Origin of the sequence: uncultured Bifidobacterium sp. (assembly GCF_949292005.1) — a bacterium.
In the GTDB taxonomy this organism is placed as follows: Bacteria; Actinomycetota; Actinomycetes; order Actinomycetales; family Bifidobacteriaceae; genus Bifidobacterium.
Genome location: NZ_CASEXV010000073.1, coordinates 1 through 16878 on the forward strand (window position 1 = coordinate 1; position 16878 = coordinate 16878).

Below are 16878 nucleotides of genomic sequence, written 5' to 3' on the forward strand. Positions count from 1 at the left end.
ACAGACGGGACTCCCGCGTCTTGGGATTCGTCGTGATGGTGTACGAGGTGATGGCCAGCCGCTTGTTTCCCGCCTGGATGATCGTCTCCATGCAGTAGCTGAATTCGGTGACGATGTTGAGCTTGAGCAGCGATCCGCGCGAATAGGCGCGGAAGCCGCTGGCCGCGTCCGGGATGTGCGTTCCCGCGGCCTTGTTGACCACCCACGAACCGAAATGCTGCATCGTCTTCTTGAAGGCGGAGAATTCCGCGATCTTCGACGTCTGCCGGTCGCCCACCACGATGTCGGCCTGATGGTTGACTATCGGCTGCACCAGTCCGGCGATGGCGTCCGAGGGATACTGGTTGTCGCCGTCCGTGTTGACGACGATATCCGCCCCATGCTTGAGCGCATAGTCGACCCCGTCGCGGAACGCCCTCGCCAGTCCCATGGGCCGGGCGTGGTGCACGAAGTGCGTGACCCCGAGGCCGCGTGCCACCTCGACCGTCCTGTCCGAGCAGCCGTCGTCGATGATGAGGAGCTCGATGCCATCGACGCCCGGTATTTCCTTCGGCATATTGCGCAGGACGAGCGGAAGCGTCCTCTCCTCGTTGAGACATGGAATTTGTATGAAGAGACGCATTGTTCAATGACTCCAATTTCGGGTGCGACTATGCTGGGCTTGTTGCTAAACACTTAGGTTAGACCATAAGGTTGCCAATCAGATTGGAGACTGTTGCATGAAGGGCATCATTCTTGCGGGTGGGTCGGGGACCCGGCTGTATCCGTTGACGACGGTGACGTCGAAGCAGCTTCTTCCCGTGTACGACAAGCCGATGGTCTATTACCCGCTGAGTGTGCTGATGATGGCGGGAATCCGGGAGATCCTGGTGATCTCCACGCCGCAGGACCTTCCCAATTTCGAACGGCTGCTCGGTGATGGTTCCCAGTATGGGATCTCGCTGGAATACAAGGTCCAGCCGAGTCCCGATGGTCTGGCTCAGGCGTTCCTCCTAGGGGAGGGGTTCATCGACGGAGAGCCGTGCGCGCTGGTGCTGGGGGACAACATCTTCTATGGCAACGGTCTCGGCCGTGTTCTGCGGCGGGCTGCTGGAGCGGGGTCGGGCGCCACGGTGTTCGGCTATTACGTGGACGATCCGGAGCGGTACGGGGTGGTCGAATTCGACGACGACCGTCATGTGGTGAGCATCGAGGAGAAGCCCGAGCATCCGGCGTCGAACTACGCCGTCACCGGACTGTATTTCTATGACGACCGGGTGGTGGACTTCGCCAAGGAGGTCCGGCCATCGGCCCGGGGTGAACTGGAGATCACGGATCTCAACCGTCTGTATCTGGAGGATGGATCACTGGACGTCGTCACGCTGGGCCGTGGATACGCCTGGCTGGACACGGGCACGATGGACAGCCTGTTCGAGGCGGGGGAGTTCGTGCGCACGGTGGAGCGCGCGCAGGGGCTTCCGATCAGCGTGCTCGAGGAGATCGCCTACGAGAACGGGTGGATCGACCGTGAGATGCTCTTGGCGGCTGCGCGTCGCTACGGCAAGTCCAACTATGGCCGGCATCTGCGGGACGTGGCCGAGAACCGCGTCATCTCGAAACCGAACGACTGAGTCATCAAGGATGTCGGCGGAATAAGGGTTATAGGATTCGCTGATATCATATGGGGGTTTGATTACCTTGAGGAGCGGCATGTGAATATCACGGAGATCTTTTCACGTAAGAACAGAATCCTGCTTAAAGCCATGGTCGGAACTGATTTCAAACTCCGCTATCAGCAGTCGTTCCTGGGATACATATGGTCCGTGCTCAAGCCTCTGCTGCTTTTCACGATCATGTACCTGGTGTTTGTTCGTTTCCTGCGTTTCGGCGCCGATGTTCCCCATTTCTCGGTCGGACTGCTGCTCGGTATCATACTGTGGAATTTCTTTAATGAGACGACGACTGGTGGAATGATGTCCGTCGTCGGCCATGGAGATCTGCTTCGGAAGATACATTTCTCCAAGCATATCGTGGTCATCTCGTCGTCGATGGGGGCATTGATCAACTTCGGCATCAACTTTGTGGTAGTGATCATCTTCGCCCTGTTGAACGGTGTTTCCCCACGGTGGTCGAATTTTCTTATTTTTCCGATTGTGATTGAATTGTATTTCCTGTCCTTGGGAATCGCATTCTTTCTCAGTGCCGTCTATGTGAAACTGCGGGATCTGAATCCCATCTGGGAGGTCTTGATGCAGGCGGGGTTCTATGCCACGCCCATCATCTACCCCATCAGCATGATTGCCTCGCGCGCGGGGGAGACCGGTCCTTTGCTGGCGAAACTTGATTTGATGCTTAATCCAATGGCCCAGATAATACAGGATGCTCGTCATGTCCTCATCGCTCCTGAGAATTCGACGCTATGGGGTTGGACCTCCCATTTCCTTGTAGCATGCTGGCCGGTGGTCGTGTCTTTCGCGCTTTTCACCGCCGGGCTTGTATTTTTCACAAAACGATCTCAGTACTTCGCGGAGTTGGTGTGATGATGGAGCCACAACAGCAGGCGGGAGCGATTGTGCAGGAGACTGATTGGGCTTTGCAGGTCGAGGGAGTATCCAAGAGCTTCAAGCTTCCCACGGAACGAGCGAACAGCCTTAAGACGACGATTTTCAACTGGCTGAAAGGGATTCGTGGATTCCGTGTTCAGCATGTGCTGAATGACATCTCGTTCAATATACGGGCCGGTGAGTTCTTTGGAATCGTCGGCAAGAACGGTTCGGGGAAATCCACTCTGCTTAAACTGATCTCGCAGATATACACGCCCGATTCCGGGACGATCGTCACCAACGGCAAGCTTGTCCCCTTCATCGAACTTGGCGTGGGATTCAATCCCGAATTGACCGGCCGCGAGAACGTGTACCTGAATGGCGCCATGTTGGGCTTCTCGCGGGATGATGTCGACTCCATGTACGACGATATCGTCGAATTCGCGGAATTAGGCGATTTCATGCAGCAGAAACTGAAGAATTACTCAAGCGGGATGCAGGTCCGGCTCGCGTTTTCCGTGGCGATTAAGTCACAAGGCGACATTCTTGTTCTTGATGAGGTTCTTGCGGTCGGCGATGAGGCTTTCCAGAAAAAGTGCCAAGACTATTTCTTCGAGGCGAAAAGGCGGAAGAAGACGATCATTCTGGTGACGCATTCGATGGCGGATGTGCGGCGATACTGTGACCGCGCGATGCTGATCCAGGACGGGAGGATCGCCAAGATCGGGGATCCGGACGAGGTGGCAGATGCCTATTCGGATTCGTTCTTGCCGCCGCGGACCGAGGAGTCCGTCAATCGCGAGAAGACTGTCATGGCTTCGCTCGCCGTGGAGTCGGCTTCGGTGAGCGTTGATGGTGACAGGCTTAAGTTTCTTGCGGGAGGAGAGGATTTCTCCCTTGATTTCCGGATGCGCGTCCAGCGGCCGCTTATGGCAAGCCGAGTGTTTGTGGATGTCTTTGATGGGCGCGGGGTTCCGGTTCTTTCCGTGCCATTGGCAAAGAATAACGTTGACGTCCTTCGTGAAGGTCTACGTGATGTGCATATAAGCGTATCGAATGTTTTCGCCTTCGGTGATTACCGAATATCTGTAGCTATCCAGAATGATGTTGAACGGGTTGTGGTCGGAGAGAATGTGTGCCGTTTCCATATCAAGGGAGAGGCGGCCGAGGTCATGTCGGTGGTCGATCCGGAAGCGGTTTGCGTGGTACGGGTGAATTAGGGAGTGCCGTTTCCGGACGGTGGAGACGGATCGGCAGGGGAGAATCGGGACATTACCATGATGGATTTATTCAACGACAGGACGTATAGGATTGCCGTCGAGGCGGTGGAGGCTTCGGGGCCCGATGGGAACGGTGCTGTCACGGTCGTTGGCTGGGCGGTGGACAAATTCCGTCATGTTCCGATGACGGTCCGGGTCGATCAGTGTGATGGCGCCAGCGTTGTACGTACGTCTCGTCCCGATATGAATGCCGTCTTCTCGTTGAACGACGAGGATGCTGTGGGTTTTCGAATCTCCGTGCCCCAGAGTGTGACCGAGTTCATGCTCACATGCGAGACCCCAGGACGAACTATTACGAGGGCAATCGACGTGGCGGCCCTTGGGCGGCGACTTCGCCGATCCAAGCGTCACCACACCGAACGGAGAATCGTCCATTACCTTTCCCACTCATTCACACCGCGTGGAGCGATGGCGATCATGGGGGCCGTGCGGAGGCGCGTGTTCAAAGACGGCGCGGCATATCGGAAATGGATCGCGCAGAACGAGACCATGACACGATCTGATGCCATGAGTGCGATGTCCCAATGGGGGGATTCACCTCTTATCTCCCTCGTGGTACCGGTGTTCAACGTCGATGAACGGTGGCTTCGTCGTTGTGTGCAATCCATCCGCGACCAATGGTATGCGAACTGGGAGCTGTGCTTGGCGGATGATAAATCGTCCGCGGAACATATACGACCACTTCTTCAGGAACTGGCAAATACCGATTCGCGTATCAAAATCGTTTTTCGAGACGACAACGGTGGAATATCCGCGGCCACCAACTCCGCGATCGATCTTGCGACCGGAAGCTATATCGGTTTCATGGACAATGACGATGAATTGGCGCCACAGGCATTATATGAGATTGTCCAATCCCTGAACTCCCGCCCAGAGGCTGATTTCATCTACACCGATGAAGACAAAATCACAGAGAAGGGGACTCGGTTCGATCCGTTCTTCAAGCCTGGTTTCTCTCCGCATCTTCTGCTCGGTCACAATTACATCACCCACTTCGTCGTGGTTACTCGAGCGTTGCTGGATGCAGTGGGACCTTTGCGTTCGGAGTTCGATGGAAGCCAGGATTATGATTTTGTGCTCAGAGCGACTGAGAAGGCTCGTGAAGTTCGCCATATTCCTTCTGTTCTCTACCATTGGCGAACACTGCCGACCTCCGTCGCCGGCGATCCACGGAGCAAGATGTACGCGTATGAGGCCGGTAAACGTGCCATCGAGGAGGCGCTGGCCAGACGGTCTCTCCCGGGCGCAGTCACCATGCTTCATAATCTGGGGACATACAGGATTGACTACGAGATGGCTTTACCTCGGATCGCGGTCGTGCTGTCGTCGTATTCCGCCTCGCAGATCGCGGAATTAAAATCTCTGACGAAGTATGACGGAGCTCGATACATTCCCGTATCGGACTCCTCCTCCATCAACGACGTGGTGGCCTCATGCGACGAGGAGTACGTCGTGCTCCTGTCCGGAGTGATGCCGCAGGATTCGTCGTGGCTGAGGAACATGGTCAACTATTGTGCCGACCCCTCCGTGAGTGTTGTGGGAGGAAAGATCTACGATGCGCAGAGTCGGGTGCTTAACGTCGGGATCACGCTGAGGGCGCTGAGAAGCGGGAATCCCTTCGAGATGCGTGGCCTGTGGGATGAAGGCATAGGTTACTATTTCCGAGATCTTCTTCCTCGCGAGATGTTCGGAGTCACCGATGACTGTATGCTCGTCCGAAAACGGGATTTTACGAGCAGCGGTGGTGTCGACTATTCGCTTGAGGAAGGGCTGAGAGGCGTCGACCTATGCGTTAGGATTCACTCGGCTCCCATCGCCGGCTGCGTCCTTTGGCAACCCTATTCGGAGTTCACGAGCGTCAAACCGAAGCCTCTTGATATTTCTCCGGATAGCTGCATGCGTTACCTCCAGATGCACGTGGGGTTGGAAGACCGGTATTCTCCGGCTTTCTTCCCCTTCGACAAGAAATTCCAGCGTGGCGTGGAGTTCTCGGTCGACGAAGTTCTTGTGTCGTCCGATTCAACGGAAATGACGGTAAGAGGATGGGCCGCGGATCTCCATGGGAATGCCGACGTGCACATCGCATTGGAGGACATGCCCGGAGCCAGCCTGAAGAAGGTTGATCGGTATCTCCGACCCGATGTGAATTCCGTATTGCCCGTTCCGCAGGAATCCATGCTGGGCTTTCGGGCGGAGATAGCCGTCCCCGATGGAAAGGCTACTTTGCGCCACGTCAGAAGTACTCGATTGGTTTTTTCTACACCGACCGATAGCCGCAAAATCGACGTTAATATACCAGCGTCAACGATGTCGAGATTCGTAAAGCTGATGCGTACTGCGCTCAGGATGATCAGGCATCCACGGACCACTGCGAGAATAATTCGAGATAAGTATGTCACTCCTCGAGAACAGCGTGCAGCCTATCACAGACTCATTCAGGTAACGGAGAGTTACGATCTTGAAGCGGTACAGAAAAGCATCAGAGGATTTTCCCATAAGCCATTGATCTCGATTGTCATGCCCGTATATAACGTTGATCCGCAGTGGCTGTCGAAATGCATCGATTCCGTTCTGGCGCAGTCGTACGAGAACTGGCAGCTGTGCATCGCGGATGATCATTCAACCCGGCAAGACGTGCGCCCCGTGCTTGAGCGTTACGCTCAGCTTGATAATAGAATCACAGTTGTCTTTCGTGAGAAGAACGGGCACATTTCGCGGGCGACCAATTCTGCGCTTGCGGTAGCGGCCGGTGATTATGTGGCCCTGATGGACAATGATGATGAGATTGCTCCCCATGCTTTGTTCGAAGTGGCCAAAACCATCGATGAACACCCAGATGTCGACTTGATCTATACCGACGAGGACAAGATCGACGAAAAAGGCGTGAGAAGTGATCCTCATTTCAAGCCAAACTTCTCACCAGACCTTTTGCTCAGTACCAATTACATCAGCCATCTAGGTGTATATCGTCGGTCGCTGGTCGAGAGTATCGGCGGATTCCGTGCGGGTTATGAAGGTTCACAGGACTACGATTTCGTGCTGCGTTTCATGGAACGCACGGATGCTTCGCATGTCCGGCATATTCCGAAGGTTTTATATCATTGGAGGACGCTTCCTACTTCAACTGCGTCAGATGGCGGAGCCAAAAATTATGCTTCTCTTGCCGGACTTAGGGCGCTGCAGGATGCCGTCGCTCGTCGTGGCTACCATGCGGAAGTCCTTCCTGGTATTGCCGCGGGAATATACGATATCCATTACGATGTTGATGAGAATGAACTGGTTTCCATCATCATTCCGACGCGAGACGGATATGACAATATTGAGCGTTGCGTTACTTCCATCATCGAGAAGACGAATTACGGCAACTATGAGATCGTTATTGCCGACAATGGAAGCACCAACCCGCATATGGCCGATTTGTATGAGAGATTCAGGAGACTTCTCGGGTCACGGTTCCATGTCGAGGAGATCGACATCCCATTCAACTATTCACGAATCAATAATATTGCGGCCGAGAAGGCCGACGGCCGATACCTCCTGTTCTTGAACGACGATACGGAGATTATCAATCCTGAATGGATGACCAGAATGGTCTCGTTTGCGCAGCATGAGCGCATCGGGGTCGTTGGCGCGAAACTCTACTATCCGATAGACACGATCCAGCATGCAGGTATAGTTTTGGGTCTTGGTGGCGTCGCCGGGCATATTCAGGCTGGCTTCCCCCGAAGCTATTTCGGGTATTATGGGCGCCTGATTGAGAACGTCAACTATTCCGCGGTCACCGCCGCCTGCTGCATGATTAGGTCCGACGATTTTCATGCTGTCGGTGGTTTCGATGAAGCGCTTGCCGTTGCCTATAATGACGTGGATCTATGCATGCGCATCCACGATCAGCTTCATCGCGATATCCTGTGGTCTCATGAGACTGAGCTTTACCATTATGAGTCGATGACCCGCGGATATGACACGAAGGACGAGAAGCGCCGAAAGAGGCTTAAGGGCGAGTCGGACGTCTTCCTGAGAAGGTACAGAGAACAGGTCGCCAATGATCCCTACTACAATCCGAATCTGTCGAGATCGTCGGGGAACTATTGGGTTCGGCAGGTCTGATTTCTCTCTGCTGCAAAGGACGCAGGTCTATCGCATGTTCTTGACGTGTTGATCGTAGATGAGTTTCTCCATGAGACGCAGGAACGCAGTGAGTCTGCACGCGGTGATTTGTCCGATGGTCAGTTGCGAGACCGAGGCGCGTTCAGCTTTCTTATCGGAGAGGAGGATTGTCTCGTCGTGAGATGACGCCTGTCTCTTCGCGTAATGCATCTGCTGCGTCATCGTGTAATAGCTGCGCATCGGTATGATGCCGTGCCCAAGCGCCAGCCTGAAATTCTCGATTCCGGCATTGACGTTGTCGTGGTAGAAATCAAAACCGCGCTGCGCGTGCGTCACCGATTCGGGAGACTGGAGCCAGTGGTACAGAACAACGTCGATGTCCGCCACCGTGTCCATGCGCTCGTAGAGACGGCCCGCCACCATAACGTCCTGCGCGTATACGCCGTCGGGGAATCTGATTCCATCCCAGGTCTCCCGACGGTACAGGCGGCACCAGTTCGCCTCATTGAAATATCGGGTCTCGGTCCGGCGCCCGGCGACCTGCCCCAGAAGTCTCAGGGACTTGCAGAAAACGGTCTGATAGGCGCGGAGGGGGTCGCGGAAAACCGTCACGGCGGAGGGGGCCGCGGCACCCGTCCGGGCGAGTCGTGATACCTCGTCTCGTTGCGACAGACCGAACTGACGCCATCTCGCCTTGCTCATGGAGGCTCCGGTCGACAGCAGCGCATGAAGAAGATAAGCGATGTTGTGGCGGTCGAGGATGTCGTCATTGTCGGCGAAGGCGATGAAGCGCCCCCGGCTTGCGTCCAGACCGGCGTTCTGCGCGGATCCTATGCCACCATTGGGCTGATGAATCACGCGGACCCGGGGGTCGCGCTTCGCGTAGGAGTCGCATATCCGGGCCGAGTCGTCTGTCGATCCATCGTCGACCAGAATGATGTCCAGATTGCGGTGGCTTTGGCCGAGAATCGAGTCGAGACAATATGGCAGATGTCGTTGCGCGTTGTATACGGGGATGATGATGGAGACCAGGTCGTCCTGTGTCGAATCAGACATGAGGCCCATCGTACCGGCGTCGGGTGTGAATCACGCATAGATGTTGCGGGGGCGGATGTCCGAGGGCAGCCCGTTGAGCAGACCTGTGACCGAACCGGATTCGAAGACCGATCGGATTCCCGCCGCCAGCAGGGGCGCCACGGACAGAACCGTCATGTTCGGCAGACGCTTCTCGGCGGGGATGGGCACGGTGTCCATCAGGACTATCTCCCGTGCTCCGCAATCGCGCAGACGATCCACTGCGGGCCCTGAGAGAAGACCGTGCGTGGCGACGAGGGTGACGCTGGCGGCCCCGGCGCCACGCAGAGTCCGCACCGCTTCGCAGATCGTCCCGGCGGTGTCGATCATGTCGTCGACGACGATGCAGTCGCGGCCCTCGACGTCACCGATGATGCCGTGGGCCGTGGCGTGGTTGGGACGGGTGACGTCACGCGTCTTGTGGATGAAGGAGAGAGGCAGTCCGCCGAGCTTGGCGGCCCACTGCTCGGAGACCTTGATGCGCCCGGCGTCGGGGGAGACCATCGTGGCGTTGGACAGATCCATGCTGGATCGCACGTAGTCCAGCAGCACCGGCATGGCGGTGAGATGGTCGACCGGTCCGTCGAAGAACCCCTGCTCCTGGGACGCGTGCAGGTCGACCGTCATGATGCGGTCCGCTCCCGCGGTGCGGAACAGGTCGAACATCAGACGTGCGGTGATCGGCTCGCGCCCCTGGTGCTTCTTGTCCTGCCGAGAGTAGCCGAGGAAGGGCGCCACGACGGTGATGGACCGAGCAGAGGCCCGCTTGAGGGCGTCCACCATCAGCAGCTGCTCCATGATCCAGGTGTTGATGGGATCGGTGTGCGATTGGACGGCGAACACGTCGGCACCGCGTACGGGTTCGGTGAACCGCACGTACATCTCGCCGTTCGCGAAGTCGTATGCCGTGGTCTCCAGCAGGGACGTTCCCAGACATTCCGCGGTCTCCGTGGCCTGGACCGGATACGCGCGTCCGGCGACGACAGCAAGCCTCTTGTCTGGTGTGCCTTCGAGAATCGCGGACATGTCTGCCTTCCTTCGCGCCGGGCGTGCCTTGAAACGCCAAGGACGACCCTAATATACACGGGCGACCCGCAGTCGGATGCGTCCGACCACGAGGACACTCAGGACGGTCCCCCCGATCGGGCCATCGGCGGGACGGATCGTCAGAGTCCCATGAACGCCATGGCAACGATGAGAAGCGTCGCGGCCGCCAGAAGCACCGCGATCGCTACGGCGGCACGATGCTGGGCCCTGTCCAGCGGCGGGATCGTCGTCGGGAATCCGACCTGTGCGGACGATCGGTGGAACGGTGACGCGTAGTCGGGAAGCTCGCGGGTGACGGTCATGTCGCCTTCGCTGCCGTCTCGTCCGCCGCGCAGGGTGATGATGGCGTCGTTCGCGCGCACATGCCTCTGCACGTCGTCGGGCGTGGGACTGACGGTTCCGCCGCGGACGGCGTTCCACAGTGGCGTCCATGTCACGACCAGGTTCCGCCCGAAGCCCAGACCCATCGCCTCGATGAGGAGCATCCATGATGCCGCGATGAGGACATACCACGGCGACGGCGACACGGAGACGCTCGCGTTGAGCATGGAGCCGGTGGACGTCCCCAGCAGGGAATCCGACAGGGAGGACAGCTGCGACAGCGTTCCGGACGAGGTGACGTCCACCGAGAACCGGGCGAGAAGAACGGTCGTGACAAGCCATCCCAGACCTGCCGCGATGGGTGCCTTCCATAGATCGGTCCACCGCGCATGCGCGGGATCGTAGATGTTTCTGGCCGCCGCCCGCAGGCGGACGAGAACGGTTGCGGCGAGGAAGACGAGGAAGCAGACCCACAGTATCGCCCGGGTGCCTGAGTTCTGGGCGGTGAGTATCGAGAGAGTGGACCGCCCGGACGTTCCGGAGGCGACCAGCGTGGCCCCCAACGAGGATTCGACGACGAGGATGATCGGGATGAAGGGGAATAGCAGCGGAATAAGCGCAAGCGTCTAGCAGTTCCCCGTGGACAGGACATACCCCACGAATCCCGCCAGCCCGATGATCGTGAAGACGACGCCGTAGACCATGGAGGCGTCAGCCACGGTTCGGACCCATCCGCGCAGACGATGGCTCCACTGCCAGCATGAGACGAGGACGTTCGGGGAGTCGGGGGCGTACTGGGCGAGAAGATACCCCATGAACGATCCGACGGCGGCGATGAGGAAGGCCATGAGGAACGTCCTTCCGGTCGCTGCCCCCACCTGGATGCCGTTGACCTTGAAGGAGAAGAGGCCCGCGAGGAGGATATGGCATAGCCCGGCGGCGAGCCCCACCATAACCGATCCCACGACCCCTCCGTGAAGGAAGCGGGTGCCGAGCCGCCGCGCCGAGCGGTATGCTCCGGCGGCGGTTCCCACAAGCAGAGCCATGCCGACGAGCGTGAACGGGGAATGGAAGGTGGCGGACGTGGACAGCGTGCCAAGGTACGAGGCGTCCAGCAAGACGGCCTGCGTCCAGGTTCCCGATACTCCGCCGGCCAGGAGGAGCGCGACCGTGGAGACGAAGGGGATGCTGCTCACCTTCAGGGCGACGTACTGCCTGATGATATAGGGCAGTGAGTCGGTTAGCGAGGAGATCCGCGGCGAGATCGCCTCCAGAAGGGCCGCCGAGAGGATGGCGACGACGAGGGCGGCCGCCATGCCGTACGCCAGCGACGTCCCCACCGTTTTCAGCAGGGCCGGCTGGAAGCCGCCGGAGGACACGGCGGACGGCGCATCGGTTGTCGGTGCCGCGGCCCCCGCCACGGGTGATGGCGGAGTCGTGCCGTCCGGGGTCGCGACGGGGTACCCGCAGTTGGAGCAGAACTGCGCTCCCGCTTCCACGGGGTGCCCGCAATGAATGCATTGCATGGATGGTGTCCCTTCGGTTGTCGCCGGACGGTCTCCGGTTCATCGGCGGGCTTTGACGCGCCTTCGCAGAATCGTGTGCCTTCTCGTGTGCCTTCGCAGGATCGATTTTACCGTTGGGGCTGTTCGGATGCTGAACGTTTCCGGGTGGTCTTGATTCCGCCCTTTCGCTGGTCGCGGGAACGGAGTACACTGGAAGGGTTGTTCATCCTATGGTGAATGCACGCATACACACTCCTGCTGCGGAAAGTCCGCGGCCGTAAGTCCGAAGGAGGTGGGTGATGTCTGCGCATAAATACGAACTGATGTTCATTGCGAATCCTGAGCTCGATGAGCGGGGTCTGAAGAAGCTGACCGAGCAGTATCTCGACGTTGTCACCAAGGAGGGCGGTTCCATCGATGGAACCGACTACTGGGGGCGTCGCAAGATGGCCTACGAGATCGCCGGCAAGAACGAGGGCAACTACGTGGTGGTCAACTACACCACCGAGCCCGCGACAAGCGCCGAGCTCGATCGTCTGCTGAACCTCAGCGAATCCGTCATCCGCACGAAGATCCTGCGTAAGGACGCCGAGTAGTCCTCGCCGACGCGCCTGGCCGCCATGGTCGGTGCGTGGAATCCAACCCAAGGAGCATCAGTATGGCAGGTGAAACGATCATCACCGTGGTGGGCAACCTCACCGCGGATCCCGAGGTGAGAACCGTCGGAAGTGGAGCCACCGTCACCAGTTTCACGGTTGCCTCCACCCCACGCTCGTTCAATCGCGAGACGAATCAGTGGGAGGACGGGCAGGCGCTGTTTCTCAGGTGCTCCGCATGGAGGACTCTGGGGGACCATGTCGCCCAGAGCCTGTCCAAGGGCATGCGCGTGATCGTGACCGGCCGGTTGAGCCAGCACTCGTATCAGGCGCAGGACGGATCCCAGCGCACATCCATCGACCTGACCGTCGATGAGATCGGACCGAGCCTGCGATACGCCACGGCCCAGGTCACGCGCCAGTCAAGCGCCGGCGGGTTCGCCGGAGCCGGTCGGTCGGGAGGATTCTCGGCGCCCGCCGGGAACACCGGAGGCTATCAGGGTGGCGCTGGATACAACCGCGCCGCATCCGCGGCCCCGGCAGCGACTCCCCCCCGGCAGTCTCCAGCCGCGCCCGCTCAGGATCCCTGGGCCTCGCCCGCGTCGTCGAACGACGGATTCTCGTCGTTCGGAGGCAGCGGAGACTTCGGCGGATCGGGAGACGATCCGGAATTCTGATGCGTGGTCCCGCTTGACACAATCCGCACGGGACATACCGCATCCACATCTCAGACATAACGACATATAAGTTCATATAAGGAGAAACACCATGTCACGCAAAAGGCCGCAACCACCGGTCAAGCCCTTCAAGAAGAAGCCGAACCCCCTGAAGGCCGCGAAGATCACCGAGATCGACTACAAGGACGTCGCGCTCCTGCGCAAGTTCGTCTCCGATCGCGGCAAGATCCGTTCGCGCCGCATCACTGGCGTCACCGTTCAGGAACAGCGCAAGATCTCCCGCGCCGTCAAGAACGCACGCGAGATGGCCCTGCTTCCGTACGCCACGTCCGGCCGCTGATCCAGAGGAGGATAGGAACATGGCTGAAACCAAGGTTATTCTCACCAAGTCCGTCGCGAACCTCGGACACTCCGGCGATGTCGTCGAGGTGCGTCCCGGATACGCCCGCAACTATCTGATCCCGCAGGGACTCGCCTTCCGCTGGAGCAAGGGCTCCGCGGCGCAGATCGAGGCCATGCGCAAGGCGCGTCAGGCCAAGTCGATCGCCACCCGGCAGGAGGCCATCGACGCGAAGGCCGCCATCGAGGGCTCCGTGGTGGAGATCTCCGCCAAGGTGTCCGAATCCGGCAAGCTCTTCGGCGGCATCTCCGGCGACTCGATTGCCGCCGTCCTTGCGGACAAGGCCGCCGTGGACCCGAAGTCCATCAAGGTCGATCCCATCAAGACGACCGGCGAGTTCCCCGCCACCGTCGCCCTGCACCCGGAGGTCTCCGCCTCCTTCACCGTGAAGGTCGTCGCCGAGTAGCTCATCGGAACTCATAGGGAAATATGCGGGCGATGGGGAAGGGGCATCTTGGCTCCCTCCCTGCCGCCCGCCTGTCAGACCCGCCTGTCAGAGGTCCTCGCGCGCATCGTCGCGTGGGGACCTCTCTCGTATGCGGCTCTGCAGCTCGGCGGCGGACATCCGCAGTCGGGGTACGTCCGCGGAATCGTCGGCGGCCGCCTGGGCGGAAAGCAGCCGTGTCATCGTCCGGGGATAATCGGTGATGATGCCGTCCACTCCGGCGCGTGACCATCGGACGGCCATCCATGTGCGATCCACGGTCCACACCCATAGCCGCAGCCCGCGTGCACGGCATTTGCGCAGAAGAGACAACGGATAGTAGGAACTGACCGCAAGTACGTCCACTCCGGCGTCGGCGATGGCGTCCACGTCGACATCCTGATTCTTGTGCATCACGTACATGGTATGGAATCCGTCGGCCGATGCCTGCGTGATCTTGTTGAAATCCAAGGATTCGATAAGAGTGGAAGATCTCAGCGACCGCGCATCGAGAATCCGTTCCAGACGCTTGAGGCTGACCTCGTCCTGCTTGTTCTCGACCACCAACAGTGCGTCGTTGGGAAGGGCGTCGAGGACCTGCCCGAAAGTCACGGCACGGAAGCATTGTTCGGAGTCGTAATGGAGGCACATGGACGTCCATTCGTCCACGGTCAACGAGCTGACGGACACGTCACTCGAATCCTCGGTCGTCTCACCCGTGGTCGAATCATGGGAGATGGCGATGTGCCCGTCATCAAGCGTGCGCAGATCCATCTCGACGGGGTATCCGTCCGTGGACGCACTCAGAAAGCTGTCCAGCGACCCGGCGGGGGACTTCTCCTGCCCCCCGCGATGGGCCACGATAAGCGGGATTCGCGTGCTCCCATTGGCCTGAGCCAGAACCACGTCGACGCCGGTCGACGCGCATAGGGCGAGGCGAGGGCGAGGACGATCGACAGCAGTCCCCACGGGATTCTGGATATGGAATGAGGCATACGACTATGACGATCAGGCGAAATAGAACCCGCTGAAGTCGTACTGATAGACGCGGTAGATGAGGTTCTTCAGCAAGGCCATCTTCCACTGGCTGATCAGCGTGCCGTCGCTTGAGTAGACCCCGAACAGGCCCTTGGTCCCGGAATCCACCAGAATCGTTCCGTTGTCGAGCTCCTGTGTGCTGCTGACGATCGGCGAGTATGGCACGTTGAACGATTTCACCAGCTTGTAGGTGCGCGCGTTCTCGTCGACCAGATACTTGTAGTAGCGCGAATGGGTGCCCGTCGCGAATTTCGTCTGGATGCCCTCGACGTTGGCTTTCCAGTCATAGTCCGGTCTGGTGTTGCTTACACCGTAGTTGTTGTCGAACATGTATAGGTAGTACTGGCCGTCCGACAGGCTCGAGTCCTTCTCGTACGTGATCGTGTGCTGTCCGCCGATTCCGGAGCTGTCACCGATCTTCGTGAGCAGGTAGGACGTGTAGTCCGACCCCTTCCAGAAGCTCTTCTCGCCGATCATGTAGTCGATCGTGGGATTCGACTCCAGATTGTCGAGTTTGATGGCCGTGGACGTCTCGCGCGAGCTGAGGATCACGCTGCCGTCGTCCAGCATCTGGATGGTGTTGAGGTGCAGCCAGTCTTTCTTCTTCGGCGTGGAGTCCGCGTTGTAGTTGCGGCTTTTGTCGTTCGTCGCATCCGCATTTGAACTGGATGAGCCCATGGAGGCGAACGTGGTGGAGTCGCGGTAGGACTTGTACAGCTTGCCCATGTCGACCAGGAGCGTGACCTTGCCCGTGGTCGTGTTGATCTTGATGATGTTGTCCTGGATGGTCTTCTTGCACGTGTCCGTGGCGAGGACGATGAGGTTGCCATCCGAGTCGAACGTGTAGTCATGGTGGAGGATGTAGTTGTCGCCGGTGTAAAGGAACTTCTCGATTTTGCCGAATTTGTTCATGCCGACGATGTATCGCGTCGACACGCTGAAGTACATGAGGTTCCCCTTGAAGAGCAGACGGTGGGCGCGGTAGTACAGGATCGGGATCTCGGCGCGCAGGACGCCGTGGGTGTCATAGTAGAAGAGATAGTCCTGCTCGTCGCTGTCGTTGCCCAGAATCGCGTACAGCCCGTTGCCGAGATCGTGTCCGGTGTTGGCCTTCGTGCTGGTCAGGCGGATCTCCTCGGGTCCCAGGGCCTTCGAGCTTTTCTTGGTGATGGTGCGGGTGTGGCTTTCACCGTTCTTGTAGGTGATGGTCAGAGTGACCGTGTTCGTCTTGCCCGGAATAAGGCCGATCGCCTGGAACTCATGTGTGGTCTTGTACTTGTTCCCGCCCTGCGGAGTCGCGCTGAAATCGGGATAGTCGGTGTCCTTGGTGCTCACTGTGTAGGTCACCTTGGCCGCCTTGGACGTCGTGAAATAGACGTATAGGCCGGTGGTGCTCGTTCCGTAGGGGTTCTCTTTGGTGTAGATATCGTCCTCGGAATGGGATGATTTGTCCCTGGCGGCGATGAGCTTGCTGTCGGCGGTGCTCTGATAGTCCTTCGTATAGATCTTGGCGATCTTGTCGTTGAGGATCTCGATCCTTTTATTGCCGATGGCCTCCACCGCTGGCTGCCATCCGGCCACAACAATGGCGATGACGGCTGCGACGGCGGCGACCGTGATGAGGGCCCTCCGAGTTCTTTTGGTCATGGTCGGCTTGTTTGGATCGGGCGACGGTTCCACTTGGCTGCTCTCCTTTGTTGTGTCCTATGAAATTGGGAATGCGGGGCACGAGGCACGAGGTTTTCCCGCGTGGACACGCTGCCGGCATTGGAGGCGTGGCACTGCCGTGAACCTAACCCCCAACCCGGTATAATGTGGCGAAGTTCTGAATAAACTCTTGGAGGAGCGTCGGTGTTGGCAAGGAATTCACCGGTCGTGTGAACG

15 protein-coding genes are annotated in these 16878 nt (G+C 58.6%); 8 read left to right on the forward strand and 7 right to left on the reverse strand.

What is annotated here, in order from left to right; all coding sequences use genetic code 11:
* The coding region (locus Q1X90_RS05135) for a glycosyltransferase family 2 protein (protein ID WP_300767216.1) at nucleotides 1–622 on the reverse strand (622 nt) is incomplete at its 3' end.
* A 97-nt stretch (nucleotides 623–719) separates the two neighbouring features.
* Here Q1X90_RS05135 and rfbA point away from each other — a divergent pair.
* The 4 genes from rfbA to Q1X90_RS05155 all read left to right on the forward strand — a co-directional run bounded on the left by rfbA (nucleotide 720) and on the right by Q1X90_RS05155 (nucleotide 7912).
* Complete coding sequence (rfbA, locus tag Q1X90_RS05140) at nucleotides 720–1610, forward strand: glucose-1-phosphate thymidylyltransferase RfbA (RefSeq protein WP_300767218.1); 891 nt, start codon at nucleotides 720–722, stop codon at nucleotides 1608–1610.
* A gap of 81 nt (nucleotides 1611–1691) precedes the next feature.
* Nucleotides 1692–2519 carry an ABC transporter permease gene (locus Q1X90_RS05145; protein WP_300767220.1) on the forward strand — a complete coding sequence of 276 codons (828 nt, stop codon included), beginning with the start codon at nucleotides 1692–1694 and terminating at the stop codon, nucleotides 2517–2519.
* Nucleotides 2519–3742 carry a polysaccharide ABC transporter ATP-binding protein gene (locus Q1X90_RS05150; RefSeq protein WP_300767222.1) on the forward strand — a complete coding sequence of 408 codons (1224 nt, stop codon included), beginning with the start codon at nucleotides 2519–2521 and terminating at the stop codon, nucleotides 3740–3742. Before Q1X90_RS05145 ends, Q1X90_RS05150 begins: the two co-directional genes overlap by 1 nt.
* Before the next feature lie 57 nt (nucleotides 3743–3799).
* Complete coding sequence (locus Q1X90_RS05155; RefSeq protein WP_300767224.1) at nucleotides 3800–7912, forward strand: glycosyltransferase; 4113 nt, start codon at nucleotides 3800–3802, stop codon at nucleotides 7910–7912.
* Between the two features lie 27 nt (nucleotides 7913–7939).
* Here the strand turns inward: Q1X90_RS05155 and Q1X90_RS05160 are convergent, their stop codons facing one another.
* The 4 genes from Q1X90_RS05160 to Q1X90_RS05175 all read right to left on the reverse strand — a co-directional run bounded on the left by Q1X90_RS05160 (nucleotide 7940) and on the right by Q1X90_RS05175 (nucleotide 11880).
* Nucleotides 7940–8968, reverse strand: coding sequence for a glycosyltransferase (locus tag Q1X90_RS05160; RefSeq protein ID WP_300767226.1), 1029 nt, complete (start codon nucleotides 8966–8968; stop codon nucleotides 7940–7942).
* 30 nt (nucleotides 8969–8998) lie between these two features.
* Nucleotides 8999–10012 carry a ribose-phosphate diphosphokinase gene (locus Q1X90_RS05165; RefSeq protein ID WP_300767228.1) on the reverse strand — a complete coding sequence of 338 codons (1014 nt, stop codon included), beginning with the start codon at nucleotides 10010–10012 and terminating at the stop codon, nucleotides 8999–9001.
* 140 nt (nucleotides 10013–10152) lie between these two features.
* The gene (locus Q1X90_RS05170) at nucleotides 10153–10917 is read right to left on the reverse strand and encodes a hypothetical protein (RefSeq protein WP_300767230.1); all 765 of its coding nucleotides are present in this window, start codon (nucleotides 10915–10917) and stop codon (nucleotides 10153–10155) included.
* A gap of 63 nt (nucleotides 10918–10980) precedes the next feature.
* On the reverse strand, nucleotides 10981–11880 hold the full coding sequence (locus Q1X90_RS05175) for a zinc-ribbon domain-containing protein (RefSeq protein WP_300767232.1): 900 nt from the start codon (nucleotides 11878–11880) through the stop codon (nucleotides 10981–10983).
* Between the two features lie 278 nt (nucleotides 11881–12158).
* Here Q1X90_RS05175 and rpsF point away from each other — a divergent pair, with 278 nt between their 5' ends.
* From rpsF to rplI, 4 genes are all read left to right on the forward strand, one after another.
* On the forward strand, nucleotides 12159–12455 hold the full coding sequence (gene rpsF / locus Q1X90_RS05180) for a 30S ribosomal protein S6 (RefSeq protein ID WP_300767234.1): 297 nt from the start codon (nucleotides 12159–12161) through the stop codon (nucleotides 12453–12455).
* Nucleotides 12456–12517: 62 nt separating this feature from the next.
* The gene (locus tag Q1X90_RS05185) at nucleotides 12518–13132 is read left to right on the forward strand and encodes a single-stranded DNA-binding protein (protein ID WP_300767236.1); all 615 of its coding nucleotides are present in this window, start codon (nucleotides 12518–12520) and stop codon (nucleotides 13130–13132) included.
* Nucleotides 13133–13223: 91 nt separating this feature from the next.
* Complete coding sequence (gene rpsR / locus Q1X90_RS05190) at nucleotides 13224–13472, forward strand: 30S ribosomal protein S18 (protein WP_022861760.1); 249 nt, start codon at nucleotides 13224–13226, stop codon at nucleotides 13470–13472.
* Between the two features lie 19 nt (nucleotides 13473–13491).
* Nucleotides 13492–13938 carry a 50S ribosomal protein L9 gene (rplI, locus tag Q1X90_RS05195; RefSeq protein ID WP_300767248.1) on the forward strand — a complete coding sequence of 149 codons (447 nt, stop codon included), beginning with the start codon at nucleotides 13492–13494 and terminating at the stop codon, nucleotides 13936–13938.
* A gap of 87 nt (nucleotides 13939–14025) precedes the next feature.
* Here rplI and Q1X90_RS05200 read toward each other — a convergent pair whose 3' ends face one another.
* Together Q1X90_RS05200 and Q1X90_RS05205 are read right to left on the reverse strand one after the other, a co-directional pair.
* Entirely contained in the window at nucleotides 14026–14925 is a 900-nt protein-coding gene (locus tag Q1X90_RS05200; protein WP_300767250.1) for a glycerophosphodiester phosphodiesterase, read from the reverse strand.
* A 39-nt stretch (nucleotides 14926–14964) separates the two neighbouring features.
* Entirely contained in the window at nucleotides 14965–16641 is a 1677-nt protein-coding gene (locus Q1X90_RS05205; RefSeq protein WP_300767252.1) for an aryl-sulfate sulfotransferase, read from the reverse strand.
* Nucleotides 16642–16878 lie beyond the last annotated feature (237 nt).